The sequence below is a fragment of the Pseudomonas ulcerans genome, from assembly GCF_036324125.1.
Lineage (GTDB): Bacteria > Pseudomonadota > Gammaproteobacteria > Pseudomonadales > Pseudomonadaceae > Aquipseudomonas > Aquipseudomonas ulcerans.
The window spans coordinates 1-19,962 of sequence record NZ_JAZDQN010000055.1; the positions used below are offsets into that span (position 1 = coordinate 1).

A 19,962-nucleotide genomic window follows, 5' to 3' on the forward strand; every position below is an offset into this window, starting at 1 on the left:
GGGGCGTTGTGGTTGGGTTTTACCCGTGTTTTCTCTTTTGGCACACCTTCCACACACGGGGTTAAACCCCGCTCCCACAAGGTCCGCGTCGCTCTAATAGGCTTTGCTATTTTTCTTCGGCCTTCTTCGCCTTCCCGCCCTTCACCAGCCCGTAGCGAATCTCCTTCGACGGCCCATAGCCATAGAACGAGGTGTAGCACTTGCTGAAATGGCTCGGCGAAACGAAACCGCAGGCCAGCGCCACGTCGATCAGCAGCAGGTCGGAATGCTGCAGCAGGCGCCGGCTTTCGGTGATGCGCAGCTCCAGGTAGTAGCGCACGGGCGTGGTGCCCAGCTGGGTCATGAACAGCCGCCCTATCTGTCGCTTCGAGCGCCCGACATAGTGCGCCAGCTGATCCTGGCTCAACGGTTCCTCGATATTGGCGCTCATCAGGTTGATGGCTTCGCGCAGCGGTTCGCTCATCTTTTCGTGCAGGGTCGGGCGGGCGCGGCGGTAGCGTGATTCCTCGAATGCCAGGATGTCGACGATGGCATCCACCAAGCCACGGCCGCAGCGGCTGTTGATCCACTCCAGGACCAGGTGGAAGCCCCCCGCCGGGCTGGCGGCGGTCAGCCGGTCGCGGTCGACCATGTAGCTTTCGCTGGTGACCTGGCTGTCCTTGGCGATCTCGGCCACCGCCGCCCGGTGCTCGGGATGCACCGCGCAGCGATAGCCGTCGAGCAACCCGGCCTGGCCGAGGAACCAGGCACCATTCCACAACCCGGCCAGGGCCACGTGCTTTTCATGGGCGCGGTGCAGCACCTGCACCAGCTCGGGAATCGGCCGCAGCACCGTGCGCAGCCCGCCGCAGACCACCAGCAGGTCGAGGTCGTCGAGGTTCGCCGAGTTGAGCGGCGCGTCCGGGCAGATCACCAGCCCCAGGTCGCTGACCCGCGAGCCGCCGTCGAGGGTGAAGGTGCGGGTGGTGAACGACGCCGCCTGGATCAGGTTGGCGGTCACCAGGGTGTCCAGGGCCTGGGTGAAGGCCGGCAGGGAGAAGTGTTCGAGCAGGATGAAGCCGACCCGGCCCTGTCCGCCGGCCGCTTGGCCCTTTTCGCCAGTGAAGCGCAGGTTCGAACCCTGCATGGCATCACTGAAATGCCTTCTTTCAACCACGTTATGTCTTCCACTCTTGTTCTCTGGAGAGCGCCGAAACGTCGAAACCGCCACGCCGACGGGCATCGATGAATGATGCACGCCGGCGTGGCGGTGTCCAACTGTCCTTCAGCTTTTTCTGTCTATGCCCGGATCCGGCGACCTTGCAAGGCACCTCGCGACAGCCGGTCGAGCAACAGGGCCACGGCGACGATCGCCAGGCCCGCACGCAGGCCGAGGCCCATTTCCATCCGGGTCAGGCCGCGGGTCACTTCCGCGCCGAGGCCACCCGCCCCCACCAGCCCGGCCAGGACCACCATGGCCAGGGACAGCAGGATGCATTGGTTGAGGCCCACCAGCAGGGTCGGCATGGCGGTGGGCAGTTCGATCTTCAGCAGGATCTCCCGCGGCGAGGCGCCCATGGCCTTGCCCAGCTCCAGCAGGTCGCCACGCACGCCGTTGAAGGCCAGGGTGGTCAGGCGCAGCATCGGCGGGATGCCGTAGATGATGGTGGCGAGGATCGCCGGGACCTTGCCCAGGCTGAACACCATCACTGCCGGAATCAGGTAGACCCACGGCGGCACGGTCTGCATCACGTTGAGGATCGGGCTGAGCACCGCGTCGAGGCGCTTGATCCGCGAGGCCGCGACGCCGACGGGAAAGGCCACCGCCACCGAGATCAGCACCGCCACCGTGACCAGGGCGATGGTCTGCATCGAGGCCACCCAGAACCCGGACAGCAGGCAGAAGCCGAGCATGACCACGGCGAGGATCGCCGCGCGCAGGTTGACCAGGAAGAACGCGGCCACGGCCACCAGGGCGATCATGCCGTAGGGCGGGATCACCAGCAGCACGCCTTCGATGCCGCCGAGGACGGTTTCGATAAAGCGGCTGATCATGGCGAACAGCCCGTGCAGGTTGGCGTTCAGCCAGTCCACCGATGGTGCCAGCCAGGCGCCCGGGGAAAACTTGATATCAGCGGGATTCATGGCGCAGCCCTCCGGCCGATGCGGGTCGCGCTCTGGGCCATGCGGTCGAGGATCAGGGTGAGGATGACGATGGCGATGGCGGCGTTGATCGACATGGCGATGTCCAGGGTGCGGATCGCCCCGTAGATCACTTCGCCCAGGCCGCCGGAGCCGACGATGCCGGCGATCACCACCATGCCGAAGGCCATCATCAGGCCCTGGTTGACCCCGGCCATGATGCTCGGCAGGGCGAACGGCAGGCGGATCTTGAAGAACTGCTGCCAGCCGGTGGTGCCGGTGGCCTGGCCGAGTTCGATAAATACCTTGGGCGTCTGGCGGATGCCCAGGGAGGTCAGGCGCACCACCGGCGGCACGGCGACGATGAAGGTGGCCACCAGCGCGGTGCCGGGGCCGTAGCCCAGCAGGGCGATGGCCGGCAGCAGGTAGATGTAGGGCGGCAGGGTCTGGATCAGGTCCAGCACCGGCTCGCTCAGGCGGTCCAGGGACGGCATCAACCCGGCGGCGACACCCAGGGGAATGCCGACGACCAGCGCCATGCTGGTGGCCGACAGCACCAGCGCCAGGGTGCTCATGGTCTGCGGCCACAGGCCCATGGCCACGCACAGCACCAGGCCGACCATGGTCCCCACGGCGAAGCGCCAACTGGCGGTGAGGCGCCAGCCAAGCACGCCGAAGGCCAGGATCACGGCCCAGAACGGCAGCCACGTCAGGCCGTTGTAGATGGCCTGGTAGCCGGCGTGCAGCACGTCGTTGAGGCCGTCGAAGAACCAGGCGCCGTTGTCCGACAGCCATTCGAGCCGTGCATCGACGAACTCGTCGAAGGCCACGGCGAATTCCGCGGGGCTCATAGCGCGTGCTCCGCTTGTACCGCCGGCTGCTCCAGCGCCGGTGCGCCCTGCACGCCCCGCAGCAGGTCCTGCTGGGTGATCACGCCAAGCACCTGGCCGTTTTCCACCACTGCCAGGGCGTCGCCGCCGGAGCCGATCATCAGGTTGATCAGGGCATCGAGGTCGGCCTGCGGGCCGGCGCTCGGCAGGCGGGCGCTATCCAGCCCCGGGTGCGCCGCCAGCGGCGACATGATCGAGTGGGCCTTGACCAGGTGCAGGCGCGAGATGCCGGCGACGAACTCCGCCACATAGTCATCGGCGGGCTTGAGCACGATGTCCTCGGCGGTGCCCTCCTGGATGATCACCCCGTCCTTCATGATGGCGATGCGATCGCCGATGCGGATCGCCTCTTCCAGGTCGTGGGTGATGAAGACGGCGGACTTGCCCAGGGACTTGGTCAACTGGCGGAACTCGTCCTGCAGCTGGCGGCGGATCAGCGGGTCGAGGGCGCTGAACGGCTCGTCCATGAGGATGACTTCCGGGTCCGAGGCGATGGCCCGGGCCAGGCCGACCCGTTGCTGCATGCCGCCGGAGAGTTCGTCCGGATAGCGCGCGGCCCAGTCGCTCAGGCCGACTTTCGCCAGGGCCTGCTCGGCGATCTTGTGCCGTTCGGCCTTGGACACGCCCCGCACTTCGAGGCCGAAGGCGGCGTTCTCCAGCACCGTGCGGTGCGGCAGCAGGGCCACGCTCTGGAACACCATGCCGATGTGCCGCGCGCGGGTTTCGCGCAGGGCAGCAGCATCGAGGCTGGCGATATCCTTGCCCTTGATCAGGATCTGCCCGGAGGTGGGATCGATCAGCCGGTTGAACATGCGGATCAGGGTGGACTTGCCGCTGCCGGACAGGCCCATGATGCAGTAGATCTCGCCGCGCCTGACCTTGAGGCTGACGTTGGAGACACCGACGACACAGCCATGGTCCTGAAGAATCTGCTTCTTCGACAAACCACGCTCTTTATAAGCACGCATGGCGGTATCGGCGTTCTTGCCAAAAATCTTCCAGACCGATTGGCACTCCACCAATACGTCTTCAGCTACTTCGCTTGCTGTGTTCATCTCGCACCCGTCGAACCAGAAATCTGGTTGGCTTTTTTATTACGTTCAGTTCGGCAGTGTTCAAAGCGCTGCCCGGACCAGGGCCCGGACAACGCGGTACTTCGAAATCAGTATTTTTTGATGTTTTCCCAGCGCTTGATCAGGTCGGCGTTCTTCGTCGACCAGTCCTGCACGGCCTGCTCCACGGTCTTGCCGTCCTTCATCTCGCCGTTGATCGCGGTGATGTCGGCCAGCGGCAGGTAGACCCCGGCAATCAGCTCGCGCGCCTGCGGGTAGGCGGCGGAGAAGCCCTTCTGGCCGATCCAGTAGTAGCCCTGCGGCGGGGCGAAGGAGCCTTTCGGGTCCTTGAGGAACTTCACGTCGAACTTCTGGCTCATCCACGACGGCTCCCAGGTGGTCACCGCGATCCACTCCTTGCGGTCCACGGCGGACTTGAGGGCGGCGGTCATGGCGGCGGTACTGCCTTCGAGCAGGTTGAGCTTGAGGCCGTAGTCGGTCACCGCCTTGGCGGCATCGCTCATCAGGCCCGAACCCGGCTCGATGCCGACGATCTTGTTGCCGAACTTGTCGGCGTTGGCGTTGAGCTCTTCCAGCGAGTCGATGGTGACGTACTTCGGTACGGCGATGGCCTGGTACAGGCCATGGGAAACCGGGGAGATCTTCTCCAGGCGGTTCTTGTTCTTCTTCCAGTAGTCCTGCGCGGCGTAGTCGATCTGCGAGGCGAGCAACTGGATATCACCCTTGCCCAGGGCCGCGTAGGCGATGCCCCACTCGGAGAAGTTGGTCACCTTGACGGTGTACCCGGCGTCTTCGAGGACTTTCTTGGTGACGGTGGTGATCGGGGTGAGGTCTTCCCACGACAGCGTGCCCATGGTGATGGTCTTTTCCTCGGCCTGCGCCTGGAACACCGTGAGACCGACCATTGCGAGGGTGCAAAGGGCCTTGCGGAAGAGTTTCATCGTTGTGCGTCTCCTGGTTGTGGTGCTGGCCGGGCGCTTGAGGGGCACCCGTTGATTGTTGTTGGTTTTTTCGTGCACTGCGTCTTTCACAACTTCTGGCGGGGGTTTTCTGACACCAGGATCGACCTGTTGACCCGCGCGACACCCCGGGAACACGGGTGTTGAGCCGAGATTCGCACGGGTTCGGGGGACGGTCAACGAGATTGTATTCTTTGTGTATACCAGAAGAATTCAAAAAGAATTCATCAGAAGTGCTATTTTCCCTAGTGTTTTCAGGGCTCGCGGGCCTCTGATGCGGGTAAAAAGGCTGTCGCGGGTGGACATGTCGATGGCGGGAATTGATAAGAGTGTGTCTCTTGGATGCCATAAGCATCCTCTGTGGGAGCGGGTTCACCCGCGATTGCAGTGGTGAATCCAGCATCGCAATCACGGGTGAACCCGCTCCCACAAAAACCGCACCATAGTGCCGAAACCCAATGAAACCGGGGACCAGACCCCGTCACAGCTATCCAGATAAGCAGGCCCAACCGCTCATCGAAATATCTGTAGACACATTGTCTAATCCTCACCTATAGTCGTTATACAAATTGTAGACACAACCTGATGAGTACGAAAAAGGCTCCCATGAAAGCCACTGCAACCGCCCTTTCCACTGCCGATGCCGGCCCGGACCGCAAGGCGCTTCTCGCTGAAGCCCTGCGCCGGCGCATCCTGAGCATGGAACTGGCACCCGGTGCGGTGGTGGATGAACTGGCACTGTGCGACGAGTTCGGCCTGTCCCGGCCACCCGTGCGCGAGTTGCTGCGGCAGATCGCCGCCGAGGGCTACATCGAGCTGGAAGCCAACCGCGCGCCGCGGGTGGCGGCCATGAGTCACGAGTCGTTGCGCGCCTTCTTCCTGGCCGCGCCGCTGGTGTACATCGCCACCACCCAGCTGGCCGCGACCCGCGCCACCGAGGCCGAGATCGAGGAACTGCGCCGCATCCAGGCCCGTTTCCGCCAGGCCATCGAAGAGCAGCACGTGGAAAACCGCGTCATCTACAACGACGAGTTCCATCTGGAAATCGGCAAGATGGCGCACAACGACTACCTGATGCCGAGCCTGCGCCGTGTGCTTATCGACCACGCGCGACTGGGCAAGATTTTCTACCGCCACCCGACCACCGTGGACATGCAGAAGGACCTCGAACTGGCCTGCGACCAGCACGACCAGATCATCGAGGCCATCGCCCGCCACGACACCGAGGCCGCGGGACAACTGATTCGCGAGCACATGGAGCTGTCGCGCCGGCGCATGGCGGAATACGCCGCACCGGAAGGCATGGAGGTATCGCTCGCGTTTTGAAAGACCCCGGAGCATGAAGGTTTAGCGAGGTTTCGCGACGCATTTCAGCCTGGGTGGCAACACCGGATCAAACAAGAACAGCCAGGTCCCTGAAATGACAAAAGTAACCTCGTTGCCGGCCGACGACAGTTCGTGCGGTTGGTATCACCTGAGTGCCAGGCGCACGCCTCGGCCCGCCCATTCCGGCACCAGTCATGCCCGCTGGGTGGTGCTGGGCGCCGGCTATGTCGGCCTCGCCGCCGCGCGCCAGCTGGCGCTGAATTTCCCCGATGAACAGATCCTCCTGATCGAAGCCCAGGAAGTCGGCTTCGGCACCGCCGGCCGCAACGCCGGCTTCGCCATCGACCTGCCCCACGACATCGGCGCCGAGGACTACATCGGCGACATCGATATCGCCAGGACCTGCCTGCGCATCAACATGACCGGGCAGGACTACCTCAAGGACCTGGTCGCCGAGCACGGCATCGATTGCCAGATGAAGTTCTGCGGCAAGTACCAGGCCGCCGTCGAGGATCGCGGCATCGCCGTGCTCGATGCCTACCGGCGTGGCCTGGAAAAGCTCGGCCAGCCCTTCGAGGTGATCGAAGGCGCCGACCTGCCCGACCATATCGGCACCCACTTCTACCGCAAGGCCCTGTTCACCCCCGGCACCGCGCTGATCCAGCCGTCGGCGCTGGTCAAGGGCCTGGCCGAAAGCCTGCCGGCCAATGTCAGCCTGTACGAGAACACGCCGATCCTCGACGTCGAGTACGGCGACAAGACCGTGCTGCGCCACGCTCGCGGCAGCATCAGCGCAGACAAGCTGGTGCTGGCCAACAACGCCTTCGGCGGCCACTTCGGCTTCCTCAAGGGCGCCATGTTGCCGATCTTCACCTACGCCAGCCTGACCCGGCCGATGACCGAGCAGGAACAGGCGCGCCTGGGTGGCAAGCCGTACTGGGGCGTGATCCCCGCCGATCCGTTCGGCACCACGGTACGCCGCACCCCGGACAACCGCCTGCTGATCCGCAACAGCTTCAGCTTCAACCCCGACGGCCGCGCCAATCCCAAGTACCTGCAACGCTACGTCGCCCGCCACAAGGCCTCGTTCGCCCGGCGCTTCCCGATGCTGCCGGACGTCGGTATCGAATACACCTGGGGCGGCGCCCTGGCCATGTCGCGCAACCATGAAAGCTACTTCGGCCAACTGGCGCCGAACGTGTATGGCGCGCTGTGCTGCAACGGCCTCGGCGTCACCCGTGGCACCGCCACCGGCAAGTTGCTGGCGGACTGGCTGGCCGGCGAGAAGAACGACCTGATCGACTTCCTGCTGAAGTCCCCGGGACCGAATGCCAACCCGCCGCAGCCGTTCCTGTCGATTGGCGTGAACGCCAACCTGACCTGGGGCCAGATGCGCGCCGGCAAGGAAAGCTGAAGTGCTCCTGTAGGAGCCTGGCTTGCCAGCGAAAGGACTGCACAGCAGTCCCAGAATGGTCCAGCCAACACAATTGAAGTAGCAACAAACAGTGTCGCGCCGGCCAGGCGCAAATCCCCGGACTGAAGTTCCTTTTCAGCGCCGCGGACCCGCTCGGCCGGAAAACAGGTTCGATAGTGCAGGAAACAATAATGACAACTTCCAATCAATCCGTTGAAGACGTACCCCTCAACCGCTTCCATCAATTGCTCACCGCGCGCTCCGGCGGCGGCTCGTTCGTCGACGGCTACGTCCTCAGCATCATCGGCGTGGCCATGGTGCAGATGTCCGCAGGCCTGGGCCTGACCGCCTTCTGGCAAGGCATGATCGCCGCCTCGGCGCTGATCGGCATCTTCTTCGGCGGCTTCCTCGGCGGCGCCCTGACCGATCACTTCGGGCGCAAGCGCATCTTCTTCGTCGGCCCTACCCTGTTCATCCTCGGTTCGCTGGCGCAGTTCTGGGTCGAGTCCGGCCCCATGCTGTTCGCCCTGCGCTTCCTGATCGGCGTCGCGGTCGGTATCGAATACCCGGTGGCCACCGCGCTGCTGGTGGAATTCCTGCCGAAGAAATACCGCGGCCCACGCCTGGCCACCCTGACCATCCTGTGGTTCGCCGGTGCCGCCTTCGCCTATATCGTCGGCCACTTCCTGCTCGCCTCGGAGAACGAGAACGCCTGGCGCCTGGTGCTGGCCAGCCCGGTGGTGATCGGCGCGATTCTCTTCGGCCTGCGCATGGGCACCCCGGAGTCGCCACGCTGGCTGCTGAGCAAGGGCCGTGCGGCGGAAGCCGAAGCGATCATCAAGCAGGTCTACGGCAACGCCTTCTCCCTGAAGAACCTGCCCGAGCAGCCCAAGGAAAAGAAAGTCTCGTTCCTCAACCTGCTGCACTCCGGCTACGGCAAACGCATGCTGTTCGTCAGCATGTTCTGGTCGTGCTCGGTGATCCCGGTGTTCGCCGTCTACTCCTTCGCGCCGAAGGTCCTCGAAGCGCTGAACCTGAAAGGTGACTGGGCCTCCTTCGGCTCCGTGGCGATCACCCTGCTGTTCGTCATCGGCTGCATCATCGCCACCCGCCTGATCAACAGCATGGGCCGGCGCAGCATGCTGATCCACAGCTTCCTCTGGTCTGGCCTTGCCCTGCTCGGCCTGGCCTCGCTGCACGACGGCTCGCCGACCCTGGTGCTGGTGCTGTTCGGTGCCTATGCCCTGTTCATCGGTGGCGCCCAGGTACTGCAGCTGGTGTACCCGAACGAACTGTTCCCCACCGAGATCCGCGCCGTGGCCGTGGGCGTCGGCACCTCGCTGTCGCGCATCGGCGCCGCCGTCGGCACCTGGCTGGTACCGATGTCGCTGCAAAGCTTCGGCATCGCCCAGACCATGTACGCCGCCGCCGTGGTGACCCTGGTCGGCCTGCTGTTCGCCTGGGCCCTGGCCCCGGAAACCCGTTCCCTGACCCTGCAACAAGCCGCCTCGCTGAACTGAGCGCGGCCTGACATTCCTTGCGTATCACTGGAGAGAAAAACATGAAATTCGAAGGCATCTACACCCCCGCAGTGACCCCGCTGAACGCCGACGGCAGCATCGACAAGGCCGGCTTCGCCGCAGTCCTCGACTACCTGGTGGAATCGAAGATCCACGGCATCATCATCGGTGGCTCCACCGGCGAGTACTACGCCCACACCGCCCAGGAGCGCGTCGAACTGGCCGCCCAGGCCAAGGACGTGATCAACGGCCGCCTGCCGCTGATCATCGGCACCGGCGCGATCCGCACCGAAGATTCCGTGGCCTTCGCCAAGCACGCCAAGGAAATCAAGGCCGACGCGCTGCTGGTCGGCACCCCGCCCTACGCCCTGCCGACCCAGCAGGAAATCGCCGTGCACGTGAAGGCCGTCGACGCCGCCGCCGACCTGCCGATCATGCTCTACAACTACCCGGGCCGCATGAGCGTGAGCATGGGCCCCGAGTTCTTCGACGCGGTCGCCGACGTCAAGAACATCAAGGCCATCAAGGAAAGCTCGGGCGACATGAACCAGCTGCACCGCCTGGCCACCCAGTACCCGCACATCTCGCTGTCCTGCGGCTGGGACGACCAGGCCCTGGAATTCTTCGCCTGGGGTGCCGACAGCTGGGTCTGCGCCGGCTCCAACTTCATCCCGCGCGAACACGTGGCCCTGTACGAGGCCTGCGTGATCGAGAAGGACTTCGCCAAGGGCCGTCGCATCATGGCGGCCATGATGCCGCTGATGGACTTCCTCGAAGGCGGCAAGTTCGTCCAGTCGATCAAGCATGGCGTCAGCCTCAACGGCCTGCGTACCGGCGGCGTGCGTGCCCCGCTGCAAGGCCTGGACGCCAGCGAGCAGGCCGAGCTGGCCTCTGTCGTCGCCACCCTGAAAAGCACCATCGCCACCGTCGTCGAGGACAAGTGAAATGGCTGAACTGCTGAGCAAGGCAGAATACGTGGCCCTGGCCGCGAAACTGCAACCGCGCAACCAGGCCTTCATCGACGGCGAATTCCGCGACGCCATCAGCGGCCGCACCTTCGTCACCACCAACCCGGCCACCGGCGAGAAGCTGGCTGAAGTCGCCGCCTGTGACGTGCAGGACGTCAATGTCGCCGTCGCCGCCGCCAAGGCCGCCTTCGAAGACGGCCGCTGGAGCGCACTGACCCCGGGCGCCCGTAAAAAGGTCCTGCTGAAGTTCGCCCAGCTGCTGGAAGACAACGCCCACGAGCTGGCCGTGCTGGAAGCCCTGGACAGCGGCAAGCCGGTCAGCGAATGCCAGAACGTCGACGTACCGGAGACCATCCACACCCTGCGCTGGCACGCCGAGCTGATCGACAAGATCTACGACGCCACCGCACCGACCGGCTCTGCCGCGGTGACCATGGTGGTGCGCGAGGCCATCGGCGTGGTCGGCCTGGTGCTGCCGTGGAACTTCCCGCTGCTGATGCTGGCCTGGAAGATCGGCCCGTCGCTGGCTGCCGGTTGCTCCATCGTGGTCAAGCCGGCCAAGGAAACCACCCTCACCGCCCTGCGCGTGGCCGAACTGGCGCACGAAGCCGGTATCCCGGCCGGTGTGTTCAACATCGTCCCTGGTGGCGGTCGCGAAGCTGGCGAAGCCATCGGCCGTCATATGGACGTGGCGATGGTGAGCTTCACCGGTTCCACCGACACCGGGCGCCTGTTCCTCAAGTACGCTTCCGAGTCCAACCTCAAGCGCGTGGTCCTGGAACTGGGTGGCAAGAACCCGGCCGTGGTCATGAACGACTGCGAAGACCTCGACTCCGTGGCCCAGTTCGTCACCGCCGGCGCCTTCTGGAACATGGGCGAGAACTGCTCGGCGTCCTCGCGCCTGATCGTCCACAAGGACGTCAAGGACGAGCTGCTGGCGCTGATCTCCAAGCACGTCAAGGACTGGAAGCTGGGCGACCCGCTGGATCCGGAAAACCGTCTGGGCGCCATGGTCAGCAAGGCGCACTTCGAGAAGGTGCGTTCCTACCTGGAATACGCCGCCGAGCAGAAACTCACCGTGGCCCTGGGTGGCGAGACCCAGGACGGCGTATTCGTGCAGCCGACCATCGTCGATGGCGTGGCCCGCGACAGCCGCCTGTTCGTCGAAGAGATCTTCGGCCCGGTACTGAGCGTGACCACCTTCGACACCATCGATGAAGCCATCGAGTTGGCCAACGACACCATCTACGGCCTGGCCGCCTCGGCCTACACCGGCAGCCTGCGCAATGCCCTGCGCCTGTCGCGGGAAATCCGCGCCGGCGTGGTCACCGTCAACTGCTTCGGCGAAGGCGATGCCTCGACGCCGTTCGGAGGCTACAAAGAGTCCGGATTTGGCGGTCGCGACAAGTCGATCTGGGCGCATGATCAGTACACGGAGCTGAAGACCATCTGGATCGACGCTTCGTGAGCTGAAACCCGGGTACTGTTCTGACGGAGTTCGGTACCTGACCCGGCCACCGCCCCACGCAGGCGGTGGCCACCCCCGTTTCCTTTCGCAGTACGGCGAACGAGCAGCACGGCCCGTGCAGGCCACTACAACGCTGCGGCGCCGCAGGCTCCCGGATTTCCTACCGGGCGGCCACATAAAATCCGATACCCAAAAACCAGTCCGCACGACCACCGGAGAGTGCTCGCGTGCGTACCCATGCACAGACTTTTCTACTGCCCATGCTCGCTTCGAACGTTTCAACCCACAGCTCCACCCTCGGTCACCGCAATGCGTTGATCGTGGCCCATATCGCCGCCGTGCTGTTCGGTCTCACCGGCATCCTCGGCGCCCTTATCCACTCGTCCGCCTCGGTCATCACCTTCGGTCGCGCGGCGTTTGCCGTGCTCGCCCTGGGTGCGGTGGCGCAGTTGCAGAAACGCGGCGTGTTCCACCAGTTGAACTGGCGCAGGTTCGGCATCATGGCCTTCAGCGGCGTGCTGCTGACCTCGCACTGGGTGAGCTTCTTCATCGCCATCAAGGTCGGTGGCGTGGCCGTGGCCACCCTCGGTTTCGCCAGCTTCCCGGCCTTTATCGCCGTGCTCGACCTGCTGGTGTTCCGCGAGCGCATCGGTACCAGCGAAAGCCTGCTGTTGCTGCTGGTCAGCCTCGGCCTGGTGCTGGTGGTGCCATCCTTCGACCTGCTCGACCAGGGTACCGTCGGCCTGCTCTGGGGCCTGGCCTCGGGCTTCTCGTTCGCCCTCCTGGCGATCACCAACCGCCGTGGCCTGCAAGGCATGAATGCGGTGCAGGTAGCGTTCTGGCAGAACTTCACCGTCGCCGTGCTGGTGGCACCGTTCGCCCTCGACACCCTGCTGGTGCACGGGCTGAGCCACAGCGACTGGATCTACCTGGCGATGCTGGGGATCTTCTGCACCGGGCTGTCCCAGTACCTGTTCGTCAAGAGCCTGGAAGGGCTTGAGGCGCGCAGCGCGGGGATGATCATCGCGCTGGAGCCGGTATATGCGATCGCCTGCGCCTGGTGGCTGTTCGGCGAACAGCCGTCGCTGCGGATGATGGCCGGCGCGGCGCTGATCATCCTGGCGACGGTGCTCTCGGCCTGGGGCAAGTTGACGGCAGAGCAGGTGCACTGATGGGGTCTTGCGAGCGACATCGCACCCTGTAGGAGCGGGTTTACCCGCGATTGCGTCGGTGAATCCACTACCGCAATCGCGGCGGTCCGGCGTTCCGGTGAACCCGCTCCTACAGGTTCTGCGAACATCTGTAGATTTGTTTAGAGAGGCAAACTCCGCCGCACCACCTCGGCAAAATACGCCGCCCCGGTCTTCAGGATCCGGTCATTGAAGTCATAACCGGCATTGTGCAGCGGCGTGCCACCCTCCTCGCCATCGGCGCCATTGCCGATGAACACGAAGCACCCCGGCACCTGCTGGAGAAAAGCACCGAAGTCTTCGGAAATCATCATCGGCAGCACCTCGCCATCCACCGCCGCATCGCCCACCACCGCCCGCGCCGCTGCCACCGCCAGTGCAGTGTTTTCCGGCCAGTTCACCGTCGGGGCGAACTCATGGGTGTATTCGAACTCGCAAGTCGCCCCGTTCGCCGCACAGATGCCCATGCAGATCTCGCGCATCCGGGTTTCCAGGAGCTTCTGCACCTCGGGGCTGTAGCTGCGGGTATCGCCCTTGATGGTCACGTGGGTCGGGATCGCATTGCGGATGCCATCGGTAATGAACTCGGTGCACGACACCACCGCCGACAACCCGGGATCGACATTGCGCGCCACCACCGTCTGCAACGCCAGGACGATCTGCGCTCCGGTCACCAGCGGGTCGATGCCCATGTGCGGCCGTGCCGCATGGCCGCCACGCCCCTGGATACGAATGACGAAATTGTCCTCGCTGGCCATGATTCCGCCGACCCGCGTGGCGATATGTCCCGCCGCCATCCCCGGCATGTTGTGCGCGCCATAGAGGGCGTCCACCGGGAAGCGCTGGAACAGCCCGTCGGCCATCATCGCCTTGGCCCCGCGGCCATGTTCCTCGGCGGGCTGGAAGATGAAGCGCACGGTGCCATTGAAGTCGCGCTGGCGGCACAGCAGGTCGGCGGCGCCCAGGACCATCGCCATGTGCCCGTCATGCCCGCAGGCGTGCATCTTGCCGGCGACGCACGAGGCATGCGCGCGCTGCGGCGCCTGTTCGTGGATATTCAGCGCGTCCATGTCGGCCCGCAGGCCGATCACGCCGCTGCCCTCGCCCACCGTCAGGCTGGCCACCAGGCCGGTGCCGCCGATGCCGCGATGCACTTCCAGGCCCATGTTCCCGAGAATGTCCGCGACCCGCGCGGCGGTATCGACTTCCTCGAAGCCGGTTTCAGGGTGGCGGTGGAAGGCATGGCGCCAGGTTTTCAGGCGTTGTTCGAATGTGTCGTTCATACTCGGGGCTCTCTCAGGAAATCACGGGTTGTGCCGCCGGAATCGGCTTGGCGTCGCCGGCATCAGCACGCCAGACCACGCTCTCTTGCAGGTAGCGGGTGCGATAGCCGCTGCGCACGCCGGCGTAGTAGAAGGCCAGGGCCAACAGCGCCACCAGCAGCATGTCCCAGCCGGCCGGGATCAGCCCGATGCCGCCGAAATCGCTGCTGCCCAGCCACGACACCAGGGCCATGGCCGGCAGGAAGCCGATCAGCCACAGCGCCGCGTACAGGTCCTTGGCAAAACCGCTCCAGCCGGCCTTGGCCTGGAACCAGAAGAAGATCGGCAAGGCGCCCACCACCAGCAGGATCACCTGCCCGGTCAGCGGCCAACGGGCCCAGTACAGCACCAGCGCGGCGCAGACAAAGGCGAACGGCGCGATCACCCGCATGCCCTTGATCACCAGCGGACGCGGGACATCCGCCGCCGTGTTGCGCAGGGCCATCAGGCTGACCGGTCCGGTGAGGAAGGAGATGATCACCGCCACCGAGATCACCGCCGCCAACGCCCCCCTGCCACGGAAGAAGAACAGGAACACGAAGGACACCGCCAGGTTCAGCCACATGGCTTCGCGGGGCACGCCATACAGCGGGTGCAGGCGGCCGAAGATGCGCGGCATGGTGTTGTTGCGCTCCATGGCATGAATCATCCGCGCGGTGGTGGCGGTGTAGATCGAGCCGGTGCCGGAGGGGCTGACGAAGGCATCCAGGTACAACAGCATGGCCAGCCAGTTGAGATTGAGGGCCAGGGCCAGTTGCGCCAGCGGCGAATCGAAACTCAGGCTGTGCCAGCCGGCAGCGATGCTCTCGGCACTGACCGCGCCGATGAAAGCCACCTGCAGCAGCACGTAGATCACCAGGGCGATCAGCACCGAGGTAACCAGCGCGAAGGGAATGCTGCGCCCGGGGTCGCGCGCCTCGCCGGCCAGGCTGACCGGGCTCTGGAACCCGTTGAAGCTGAACACGATGCCGCTGGCCGCCACTGCGGTGAACACCGCCGACCAGCCATACGGCGCGAAACTGGCCTCGCTGCCATCACCGAAATTGGCGCCGTTGAAGCCGGCCCAGATCAGCGCCACGCCGGTCACCGCCGGCACCACCAGCTTGAACAGGGTGATCGCGGTATTGGTCCGCACGAACAGCTTCACACCCCAGTAGTTGAGGCCGAAATACACCAGTACCAGGGCTGCGCTGGTCCAGAGTCCGGCGCTGGTCAGCTCGCCGTTGGCGACCATGGCCCGGGCCCAGGGGTAGTTCCAGGAGGCCATGTACTGGATCGAGGCGATGGCTTCGATGGGGATCACCGAGACGATGGAGATCCAGTTGGCCCAGGCCGCCATGAAACCCACCAGCGAGCCATGGGAATAGCGCGCGTAACGCACCATGCCACCGGATTCGGGAAACATCGCGCCCATTTCCGCATAGGTCAGGGCAATCGCCAGGACCACCACGGCGCCGATCACCCAGGCCAGGATGGCCGCCGGTCCGGCGATCGCCGAAGCGTGCCAGGCACCGAACAGCCAGCCCGAGCCGATGATGGAACCCAGGCCGGTCAGCATCAGCGACCAGGGTCCGATATTGCGTTTGGTTGTGTGCATGCAAGTCTCCGTTGTTGTTGTTTTCAGGGAGTGCGTATTTCGAGAGCACGGCGCGGCCCTGTGGGAGCGGGTTCACCCGCGATGAGGTCGATGAATTCACTACCGTGATCGCGGGTGAACCCGCTCCTACAGGGTCCGTGCCAATCAGCGGGTCCGGGCCAGCCACTCGCGCTGACGGCCCAGGACCGACTCGGCCGACTCACCCACCAGCTCGGCATAGACACCCGGCGCAGTGGCGCCTTCGGTGCTGACCAGCAGCACCCGGGAGCTACCGTTCAGGCCCAGTTCGGCAGCCTGCCCCGGTGCCTTGGCCAGACACTGCAAGGCCGCCAGCCCGGCCACCGCCGACTCGCCCGCCAGCAGCGGCACATCGCGCTCGCTGCCGGCCGCCAGGCGGCGCATGGCGAGCACGGCTTCGTCGTCATGCAGGGTCATGAAGAAGTCCACGCTGGGCTGCAGGAAGCGCCACGCCAGCGGCGAGGTTTCGCCACAGGCCAGCCCGGCCATGACCGAGTCCACCGAACCACTGGCGGTCGCCGCCCGCCCGGCCAGTGCGCTCTGGTACAGGCAGTCGGCCTGCACCGGCTCGACCACCACGAAGGTCGGCCGCTGCGCGCCCTGCAACTCCCACAGGTAGCTGACGATGCCAGCGGCCAGGCCGCCGACGCCGCCCTGCAGGAAGACATGGGTAAAGCCCTGCTCGCAGGCCTCGACGATCTCGGCGGCGATGGTCCCGTATCCCTGCATCACGTCCCGGGGAATGTCCTCGTAGCCGTCATAGGACGTGTCGGACACCACCAGCCAGCCGTTGCGGAAGGCCAAGGCCGCCGCCTCTTCCACCGACTCGTCGTAGTTGCCGGCGATACGCACGATCTCGGCGCCATAGGCGGCGATGGCCTGCTCGCGTTCGACGCTGACATTGGCGTGCAGCACGATCACGCAGCGGCAGCCCAGGCTCTGCGCAGCGGCGGCCAGGCCGCGGCCATGGTTGCCGTCGGTAGCGCTGATCACGGTGAACCCGGCCAGGGCCTCGGCGTATTCGCCGGCCAGCAAGGCGCGGACATTGAAGTTGTGCTCGGGGAAACGACGCAGCACCAGGCGCACCAGGGCAATGGGCGCACCGAGGGCCTTGAAGCTGCCCAGTGACGAGCGTTGCGACTCGTCCTTGACCAGCAACTGGCCCACGCCCAGTTCGGCGGCCAGGTCGGGCAGGTCGTACAGCGGCGTCGAGCCACGGTTGAGGCCGCTCCAGTGGGCCAGCCAGTCACGGCTCTGATGGGCCTTGGCAATGCTCATGATCTCGCCCAACGCCTCGGGATAGGGCTGGCGAACGGCATTCGGGTTGGCAAACAACATGGCAGATCTCCATTTGCATTTGTGGGAGCGAGCTTGCTCGCGAAGGACTGCACGGCAGTCCCCCGTTTTCTTGAACAGGAAGAGGTCGGGAACGAATCAGGAAAGCCGGCGAACCACCACGTCCAGCAAGACCTCGGCGCCTTCGATCAGCGCCACGTCATCGGTGTACTCGCGGGGGTTGTGGCTGATCCCGCCACGGCTGGGCACGAAGATCATCGCGGCCGGGGCGATGCGCGCGATCATCTGCGCATCGTGGCCGGCGCCGGAGGTCATGCGTCGGTGGCTGAGATCGAGGCGCTTGGCGCTGGCCTCGATCTGCTCGGCCAGGGTGGCGTCGAAGATCACTGGTTCGAAGCGCACCAGGCGCTCGCTGGAAACCTTCACGCCCTCCTCCGCCGCGATCCGTTCGAGGAAGCCGGAGAAGCGCTGTTCGGCCTGTTGCAGGCGGGCTTCGTCGGGGTCGCGCAGATCGACAGTGAACACCGCCTTGCGCGGGATCACATTGATCACGTTGGGCTCGAAGGCGATGCAGCCCGTGGTAGCCAGGGTGGTTCCGGCGGAGTCGCGGGCGATGGCGCGGGCCTCGGCCACCGCCGCGCAGGCCACGTAGCCGGCGTCGTGGCGCAGGCGGGTCGGGGTGGTGCCGGCATGGTTGGCATTGCCCTGCACCGTGACCTGCTGCCAGGAAATGCCCTGGAGGTTTTCTACCACGCCGATCTGCAGGCCTTCCGCTTCAAGGATCGGGCCCTGCTCGATATGCAGCTCCAGATACTCATGGGGCACGATGGCGCCCGGCTCCAGGTCGCCGGAATAGCCGATTCGCACCAGTTCGTCGCCCAGCCGGGTGCCGTCGGTACCAATGGTGTCCAGTGCCTCCTGAAGTGCCAGGCCACCTGCGTACACCAGCGAACCCATCATGTCCGGCTGGTAGCGCACGCCTTCTTCGTTGGTAAAGGCGGCGACGGTGAGTGGCCGCGTCGGCAGCACCCCGGCAGCCCGGTAGGCACGGACCACCGCGAGGCCGGCGAGCACGCCATAGCAACCATCGAGGGCACCGGCGTTGGTCACGGTATCGATATGCGAGCCCATCATCAACGGCGCCAGGTCTTCGCCGCAGGCGGCAGGCAAGGTGCCGAAGATATTGCCGATGCGGTCGATGCGCACGTCCAGCTCCAGTGCCTGCATCCAAGCCACCACCTGGTCGCGCCCGGCCTTTTCGGCGTCGCTCAAGGCGATGCGGGTACGCCCGCCGTGCACCGGGTCGGCGCCCAGTTCGCCAAGGATGCGGATCTGCTCCAGCAGCAGCGCGCCATCGAGCTGAAGGTTCATCAAGTTACTCCGTGGGTGTTCGTCGATGGAGTAAATGCTATTGCACCGCGCCGCACTTATTTCTTGATTTTCACCCCGCAAATGAAATTTTATTGCGCATCTTCCCGCCTTCAGGAAATCTGCCGTCATGCGCCTCGATCCCTTCGACCTCGCCCTGCTCGACGCCGTGCAACAGGACGCCAGCACCTCGCAGCAGGAACTGGGGGAACGGGTCAACCTGTCCCCCGCCGCGGTAAACCGCCGCCTGAAGAAGCTCAATGCCGACGGCGTGGTGCGCAGGACCGTGGCCCTGGTCGACCCGGTGGCGCTCGGCTACGGCCTGACGGTGATCACCGAAGTGGAGGTGGAGAACGAACGCCTCGACCTGCTCGATGCGATGAAGCGCACCTTCCTCGCCTGCCCGCAGGTGCAGCAGTGCTACTACGTCGCCGGCGAATGCGACTTCGTGCTGATCATGGCGGTGCGCAACATGGAGCAGTACACCGAGCTGACCCGGACGCTGTTCTTCGAAAGCAACAACGTCAAACGCTTCAAGACCCTGGTGTCGATGAGCAATGTGAAGGTGGGGCTCGACGTGCCGGTCGATGTGGACTAGAGGAAATGCGGCAACGACTGGGCAATCAGCAACAGGCCTGCCAGGGCCAGCAGCCCGAGCACCAGCCGACGAAACGCCACGTCACTGAAGCGCTTGTACAGGCGCACGCCAAGCAGGGTCGGCAGGAGCACGCTGAGGGCCACCAGCGGGAACAAGCCCAGGGCCTCGGCGGTGACGGTGCCGGAGACCAGGTAGGTGATCATCGTCAGCAGTTGCATGGCCAGGTTGAAGCCCTGGATCACCGAGCGCTGGGTGTCGCGGTCCCAGCCCTTGAGCACCGACCACAGCGCCGTGGCCGGGCCAGTGAGGCCGCCGAGGCCGCCCATCACCCCGCCCAGCACGCCCACAGCCGCATCGGCCCCGGCGCCGCCTACGCGCAGGCGCGGCAGGCTGGAAGAGAACAGCATCAGCGGGCACCACAGGGCCAGGACGATGCCCACCAGCAGGCGGAACAGCAGCGGATCGATCTGCTGCAACAAGAGTACCCCCAGGGGCACACCGGCCAGACCTCCGAGCACCATCGGCAGCAAATGCTCGCGCTTCAGGCCGTGGCGCAGCGTGCGTGCCGCCAGCAACTGGCCCACCAGCGAACCACAGACCACCAGCGGCCCGGTCAGCGCCGGCGGCAGCGCCCAGGCCCAGATGGCCATGGCCACCAGGCCGAAGTTGGAGCCGGACAGGCCCTGGACGAAACCGGCCAGGGCGGCGCCGAAGAGAATGATGAGCCAGAGGGATTCCATGCTGCGCGTTCACACGAAGGGGGGACGGCAGCTTAGGCGCAGCGCAGTGCAGGATAAAGGTCCAATCGAGCGTAATTGCGAAGGACCGTTGCTT

At 65.1% G+C, this 19,962-nt stretch carries 17 protein-coding genes; 7 read left to right on the forward strand and 10 right to left on the reverse strand.

The window, feature by feature from the left end; all coding sequences use genetic code 11:
* Nucleotides 1-106 precede the first annotated feature (106 nt).
* The 5 genes from V0R59_RS28655 to V0R59_RS28675 all read right to left on the reverse strand — a co-directional run bounded on the left by V0R59_RS28655 (nucleotide 107) and on the right by V0R59_RS28675 (nucleotide 5,025).
* Nucleotides 107-1,126, reverse strand: a complete 1,020-nt coding sequence (locus tag V0R59_RS28655) for a GlxA family transcriptional regulator (RefSeq protein WP_330077907.1) — start codon at nucleotides 1,124-1,126, stop codon at nucleotides 107-109.
* 152 nt (nucleotides 1,127-1,278) lie between these two features.
* Nucleotides 1,279-2,124 (reverse strand): ABC transporter permease, encoded by an 846-nt coding sequence (locus V0R59_RS28660; protein ID WP_330077878.1) that lies wholly within the window; start codon nucleotides 2,122-2,124, stop codon nucleotides 1,279-1,281.
* Nucleotides 2,121-2,972: an ABC transporter permease gene (locus V0R59_RS28665; RefSeq protein ID WP_330077879.1), complete on the reverse strand. Its 852-nt coding sequence runs from the start codon at nucleotides 2,970-2,972 to the stop codon at nucleotides 2,121-2,123. Before V0R59_RS28665 ends, V0R59_RS28660 begins: the two co-directional genes overlap by 4 nt.
* A complete protein-coding gene (locus V0R59_RS28670; RefSeq protein ID WP_330077880.1) occupies nucleotides 2,969-4,066 on the reverse strand; it encodes a quaternary amine ABC transporter ATP-binding protein in 1,098 nt (365 codons plus the stop codon). Before V0R59_RS28670 ends, V0R59_RS28665 begins: the two co-directional genes overlap by 4 nt.
* A 107-nt stretch (nucleotides 4,067-4,173) precedes the next feature.
* Nucleotides 4,174-5,025, reverse strand: coding sequence for a glycine betaine ABC transporter substrate-binding protein (locus tag V0R59_RS28675; RefSeq protein WP_330077881.1), 852 nt, complete (start codon nucleotides 5,023-5,025; stop codon nucleotides 4,174-4,176).
* Between the two features lie 624 nt (nucleotides 5,026-5,649).
* Here V0R59_RS28675 and V0R59_RS28680 point away from each other — a divergent pair.
* The 6 genes from V0R59_RS28680 to V0R59_RS28705 all read left to right on the forward strand — a co-directional run bounded on the left by V0R59_RS28680 (nucleotide 5,650) and on the right by V0R59_RS28705 (nucleotide 12,911).
* Nucleotides 5,650-6,369, forward strand: a complete 720-nt coding sequence (locus V0R59_RS28680; RefSeq protein WP_330077882.1) for a GntR family transcriptional regulator — start codon at nucleotides 5,650-5,652, stop codon at nucleotides 6,367-6,369.
* Between the two features lie 94 nt (nucleotides 6,370-6,463).
* Nucleotides 6,464-7,783, forward strand: a complete 1,320-nt coding sequence (locus tag V0R59_RS28685; RefSeq protein WP_330077883.1) for an NAD(P)/FAD-dependent oxidoreductase — start codon at nucleotides 6,464-6,466, stop codon at nucleotides 7,781-7,783.
* A 191-nt stretch (nucleotides 7,784-7,974) separates the two neighbouring features.
* On the forward strand, nucleotides 7,975-9,303 hold the full coding sequence (locus V0R59_RS28690) for an MFS transporter (RefSeq protein ID WP_330077884.1): 1,329 nt from the start codon (nucleotides 7,975-7,977) through the stop codon (nucleotides 9,301-9,303).
* A 41-nt stretch (nucleotides 9,304-9,344) separates the two neighbouring features.
* Nucleotides 9,345-10,247 (forward strand): dihydrodipicolinate synthase family protein, encoded by a 903-nt coding sequence (locus V0R59_RS28695; protein ID WP_330077885.1) that lies wholly within the window; start codon nucleotides 9,345-9,347, stop codon nucleotides 10,245-10,247.
* Between the two features lies 1 nt (nucleotide 10,248).
* Entirely contained in the window at nucleotides 10,249-11,739 is a 1,491-nt protein-coding gene (locus tag V0R59_RS28700; protein ID WP_330077886.1) for an aldehyde dehydrogenase, read from the forward strand.
* A gap of 260 nt (nucleotides 11,740-11,999) precedes the next feature.
* Nucleotides 12,000-12,911, forward strand: coding sequence for a DMT family transporter (locus V0R59_RS28705; protein ID WP_330077908.1), 912 nt, complete (start codon nucleotides 12,000-12,002; stop codon nucleotides 12,909-12,911).
* A 140-nt stretch (nucleotides 12,912-13,051) separates the two neighbouring features.
* Here the strand turns inward: V0R59_RS28705 and V0R59_RS28710 are convergent, their stop codons facing one another.
* From V0R59_RS28710 to V0R59_RS28725, 4 genes are all read right to left on the reverse strand, one after another.
* Nucleotides 13,052-14,212, reverse strand: coding sequence for a M20 aminoacylase family protein (locus V0R59_RS28710; RefSeq protein ID WP_330077887.1), 1,161 nt, complete (start codon nucleotides 14,210-14,212; stop codon nucleotides 13,052-13,054).
* Between the two features lie 13 nt (nucleotides 14,213-14,225).
* Complete coding sequence (locus tag V0R59_RS28715) at nucleotides 14,226-15,848, reverse strand: APC family permease (protein WP_330077888.1); 1,623 nt, start codon at nucleotides 15,846-15,848, stop codon at nucleotides 14,226-14,228.
* Between the two features lie 144 nt (nucleotides 15,849-15,992).
* Nucleotides 15,993-17,204 carry a diaminopropionate ammonia-lyase gene (locus tag V0R59_RS28720; RefSeq protein WP_330077889.1) on the reverse strand — a complete coding sequence of 404 codons (1,212 nt, stop codon included), beginning with the start codon at nucleotides 17,202-17,204 and terminating at the stop codon, nucleotides 15,993-15,995.
* A gap of 96 nt (nucleotides 17,205-17,300) precedes the next feature.
* Nucleotides 17,301-18,533, reverse strand: a complete 1,233-nt coding sequence (locus V0R59_RS28725; protein WP_330077890.1) for a Zn-dependent hydrolase — start codon at nucleotides 18,531-18,533, stop codon at nucleotides 17,301-17,303.
* Between the two features lie 127 nt (nucleotides 18,534-18,660).
* On the opposite strand from V0R59_RS28725, the gene V0R59_RS28730 reads away from it, so the two are divergent.
* The gene (locus tag V0R59_RS28730) at nucleotides 18,661-19,128 is read left to right on the forward strand and encodes an Lrp/AsnC family transcriptional regulator (protein WP_330077891.1); all 468 of its coding nucleotides are present in this window, start codon (nucleotides 18,661-18,663) and stop codon (nucleotides 19,126-19,128) included.
* Here V0R59_RS28730 and V0R59_RS28735 read toward each other — a convergent pair.
* Complete coding sequence (locus V0R59_RS28735) at nucleotides 19,125-19,868, reverse strand: sulfite exporter TauE/SafE family protein (protein ID WP_330077892.1); 744 nt, start codon at nucleotides 19,866-19,868, stop codon at nucleotides 19,125-19,127. The two genes, V0R59_RS28730 and V0R59_RS28735, sit on opposite strands and share 4 nt — an antisense overlap.
* Between the last annotated feature and the right edge of the window lie 94 nt (nucleotides 19,869-19,962).

Excerpts from the sequence above, each read along its gene's own strand:
- V0R59_RS28655 (WP_330077907.1), bottom strand. The coding sequence starts at position 1,126 with ATGCAGGGTTCGAACCTGCGCTTCACTGGCGAAAAGGGCCAAGCGGCC.
- V0R59_RS28660 (WP_330077878.1), bottom strand. The coding sequence starts at position 2,124 with ATGAATCCCGCTGATATCAAGTTTTCCCCGGGCGCCTGGCTGGCACCA.
- V0R59_RS28665 (WP_330077879.1), bottom strand. The coding sequence starts at position 2,972 with ATGAGCCCCGCGGAATTCGCCGTGGCCTTCGACGAGTTCGTCGATGCA.
- V0R59_RS28670 (WP_330077880.1), bottom strand. The coding sequence starts at position 4,066 with ATGAACACAGCAAGCGAAGTAGCTGAAGACGTATTGGTGGAGTGCCAA.
- V0R59_RS28675 (WP_330077881.1), bottom strand. The coding sequence starts at position 5,025 with ATGAAACTCTTCCGCAAGGCCCTTTGCACCCTCGCAATGGTCGGTCTC.
- V0R59_RS28680 (WP_330077882.1), top strand. The coding sequence starts at position 5,650 with ATGAAAGCCACTGCAACCGCCCTTTCCACTGCCGATGCCGGCCCGGAC.
- V0R59_RS28685 (WP_330077883.1), top strand. The coding sequence starts at position 6,464 with ATGACAAAAGTAACCTCGTTGCCGGCCGACGACAGTTCGTGCGGTTGG.
- V0R59_RS28690 (WP_330077884.1), top strand. The coding sequence starts at position 7,975 with ATGACAACTTCCAATCAATCCGTTGAAGACGTACCCCTCAACCGCTTC.
- V0R59_RS28695 (WP_330077885.1), top strand. The coding sequence starts at position 9,345 with ATGAAATTCGAAGGCATCTACACCCCCGCAGTGACCCCGCTGAACGCC.
- V0R59_RS28700 (WP_330077886.1), top strand. The coding sequence starts at position 10,249 with ATGGCTGAACTGCTGAGCAAGGCAGAATACGTGGCCCTGGCCGCGAAA.
- V0R59_RS28705 (WP_330077908.1), top strand. The coding sequence starts at position 12,000 with ATGCTCGCTTCGAACGTTTCAACCCACAGCTCCACCCTCGGTCACCGC.
- V0R59_RS28710 (WP_330077887.1), bottom strand. The coding sequence starts at position 14,212 with ATGAACGACACATTCGAACAACGCCTGAAAACCTGGCGCCATGCCTTC.
- V0R59_RS28715 (WP_330077888.1), bottom strand. The coding sequence starts at position 15,848 with ATGCACACAACCAAACGCAATATCGGACCCTGGTCGCTGATGCTGACC.
- V0R59_RS28720 (WP_330077889.1), bottom strand. The coding sequence starts at position 17,204 with ATGTTGTTTGCCAACCCGAATGCCGTTCGCCAGCCCTATCCCGAGGCG.
- V0R59_RS28725 (WP_330077890.1), bottom strand. The coding sequence starts at position 18,533 with ATGAACCTTCAGCTCGATGGCGCGCTGCTGCTGGAGCAGATCCGCATC.
- V0R59_RS28730 (WP_330077891.1), top strand. The coding sequence starts at position 18,661 with ATGCGCCTCGATCCCTTCGACCTCGCCCTGCTCGACGCCGTGCAACAG.
- V0R59_RS28735 (WP_330077892.1), bottom strand. The coding sequence starts at position 19,868 with ATGGAATCCCTCTGGCTCATCATTCTCTTCGGCGCCGCCCTGGCCGGT.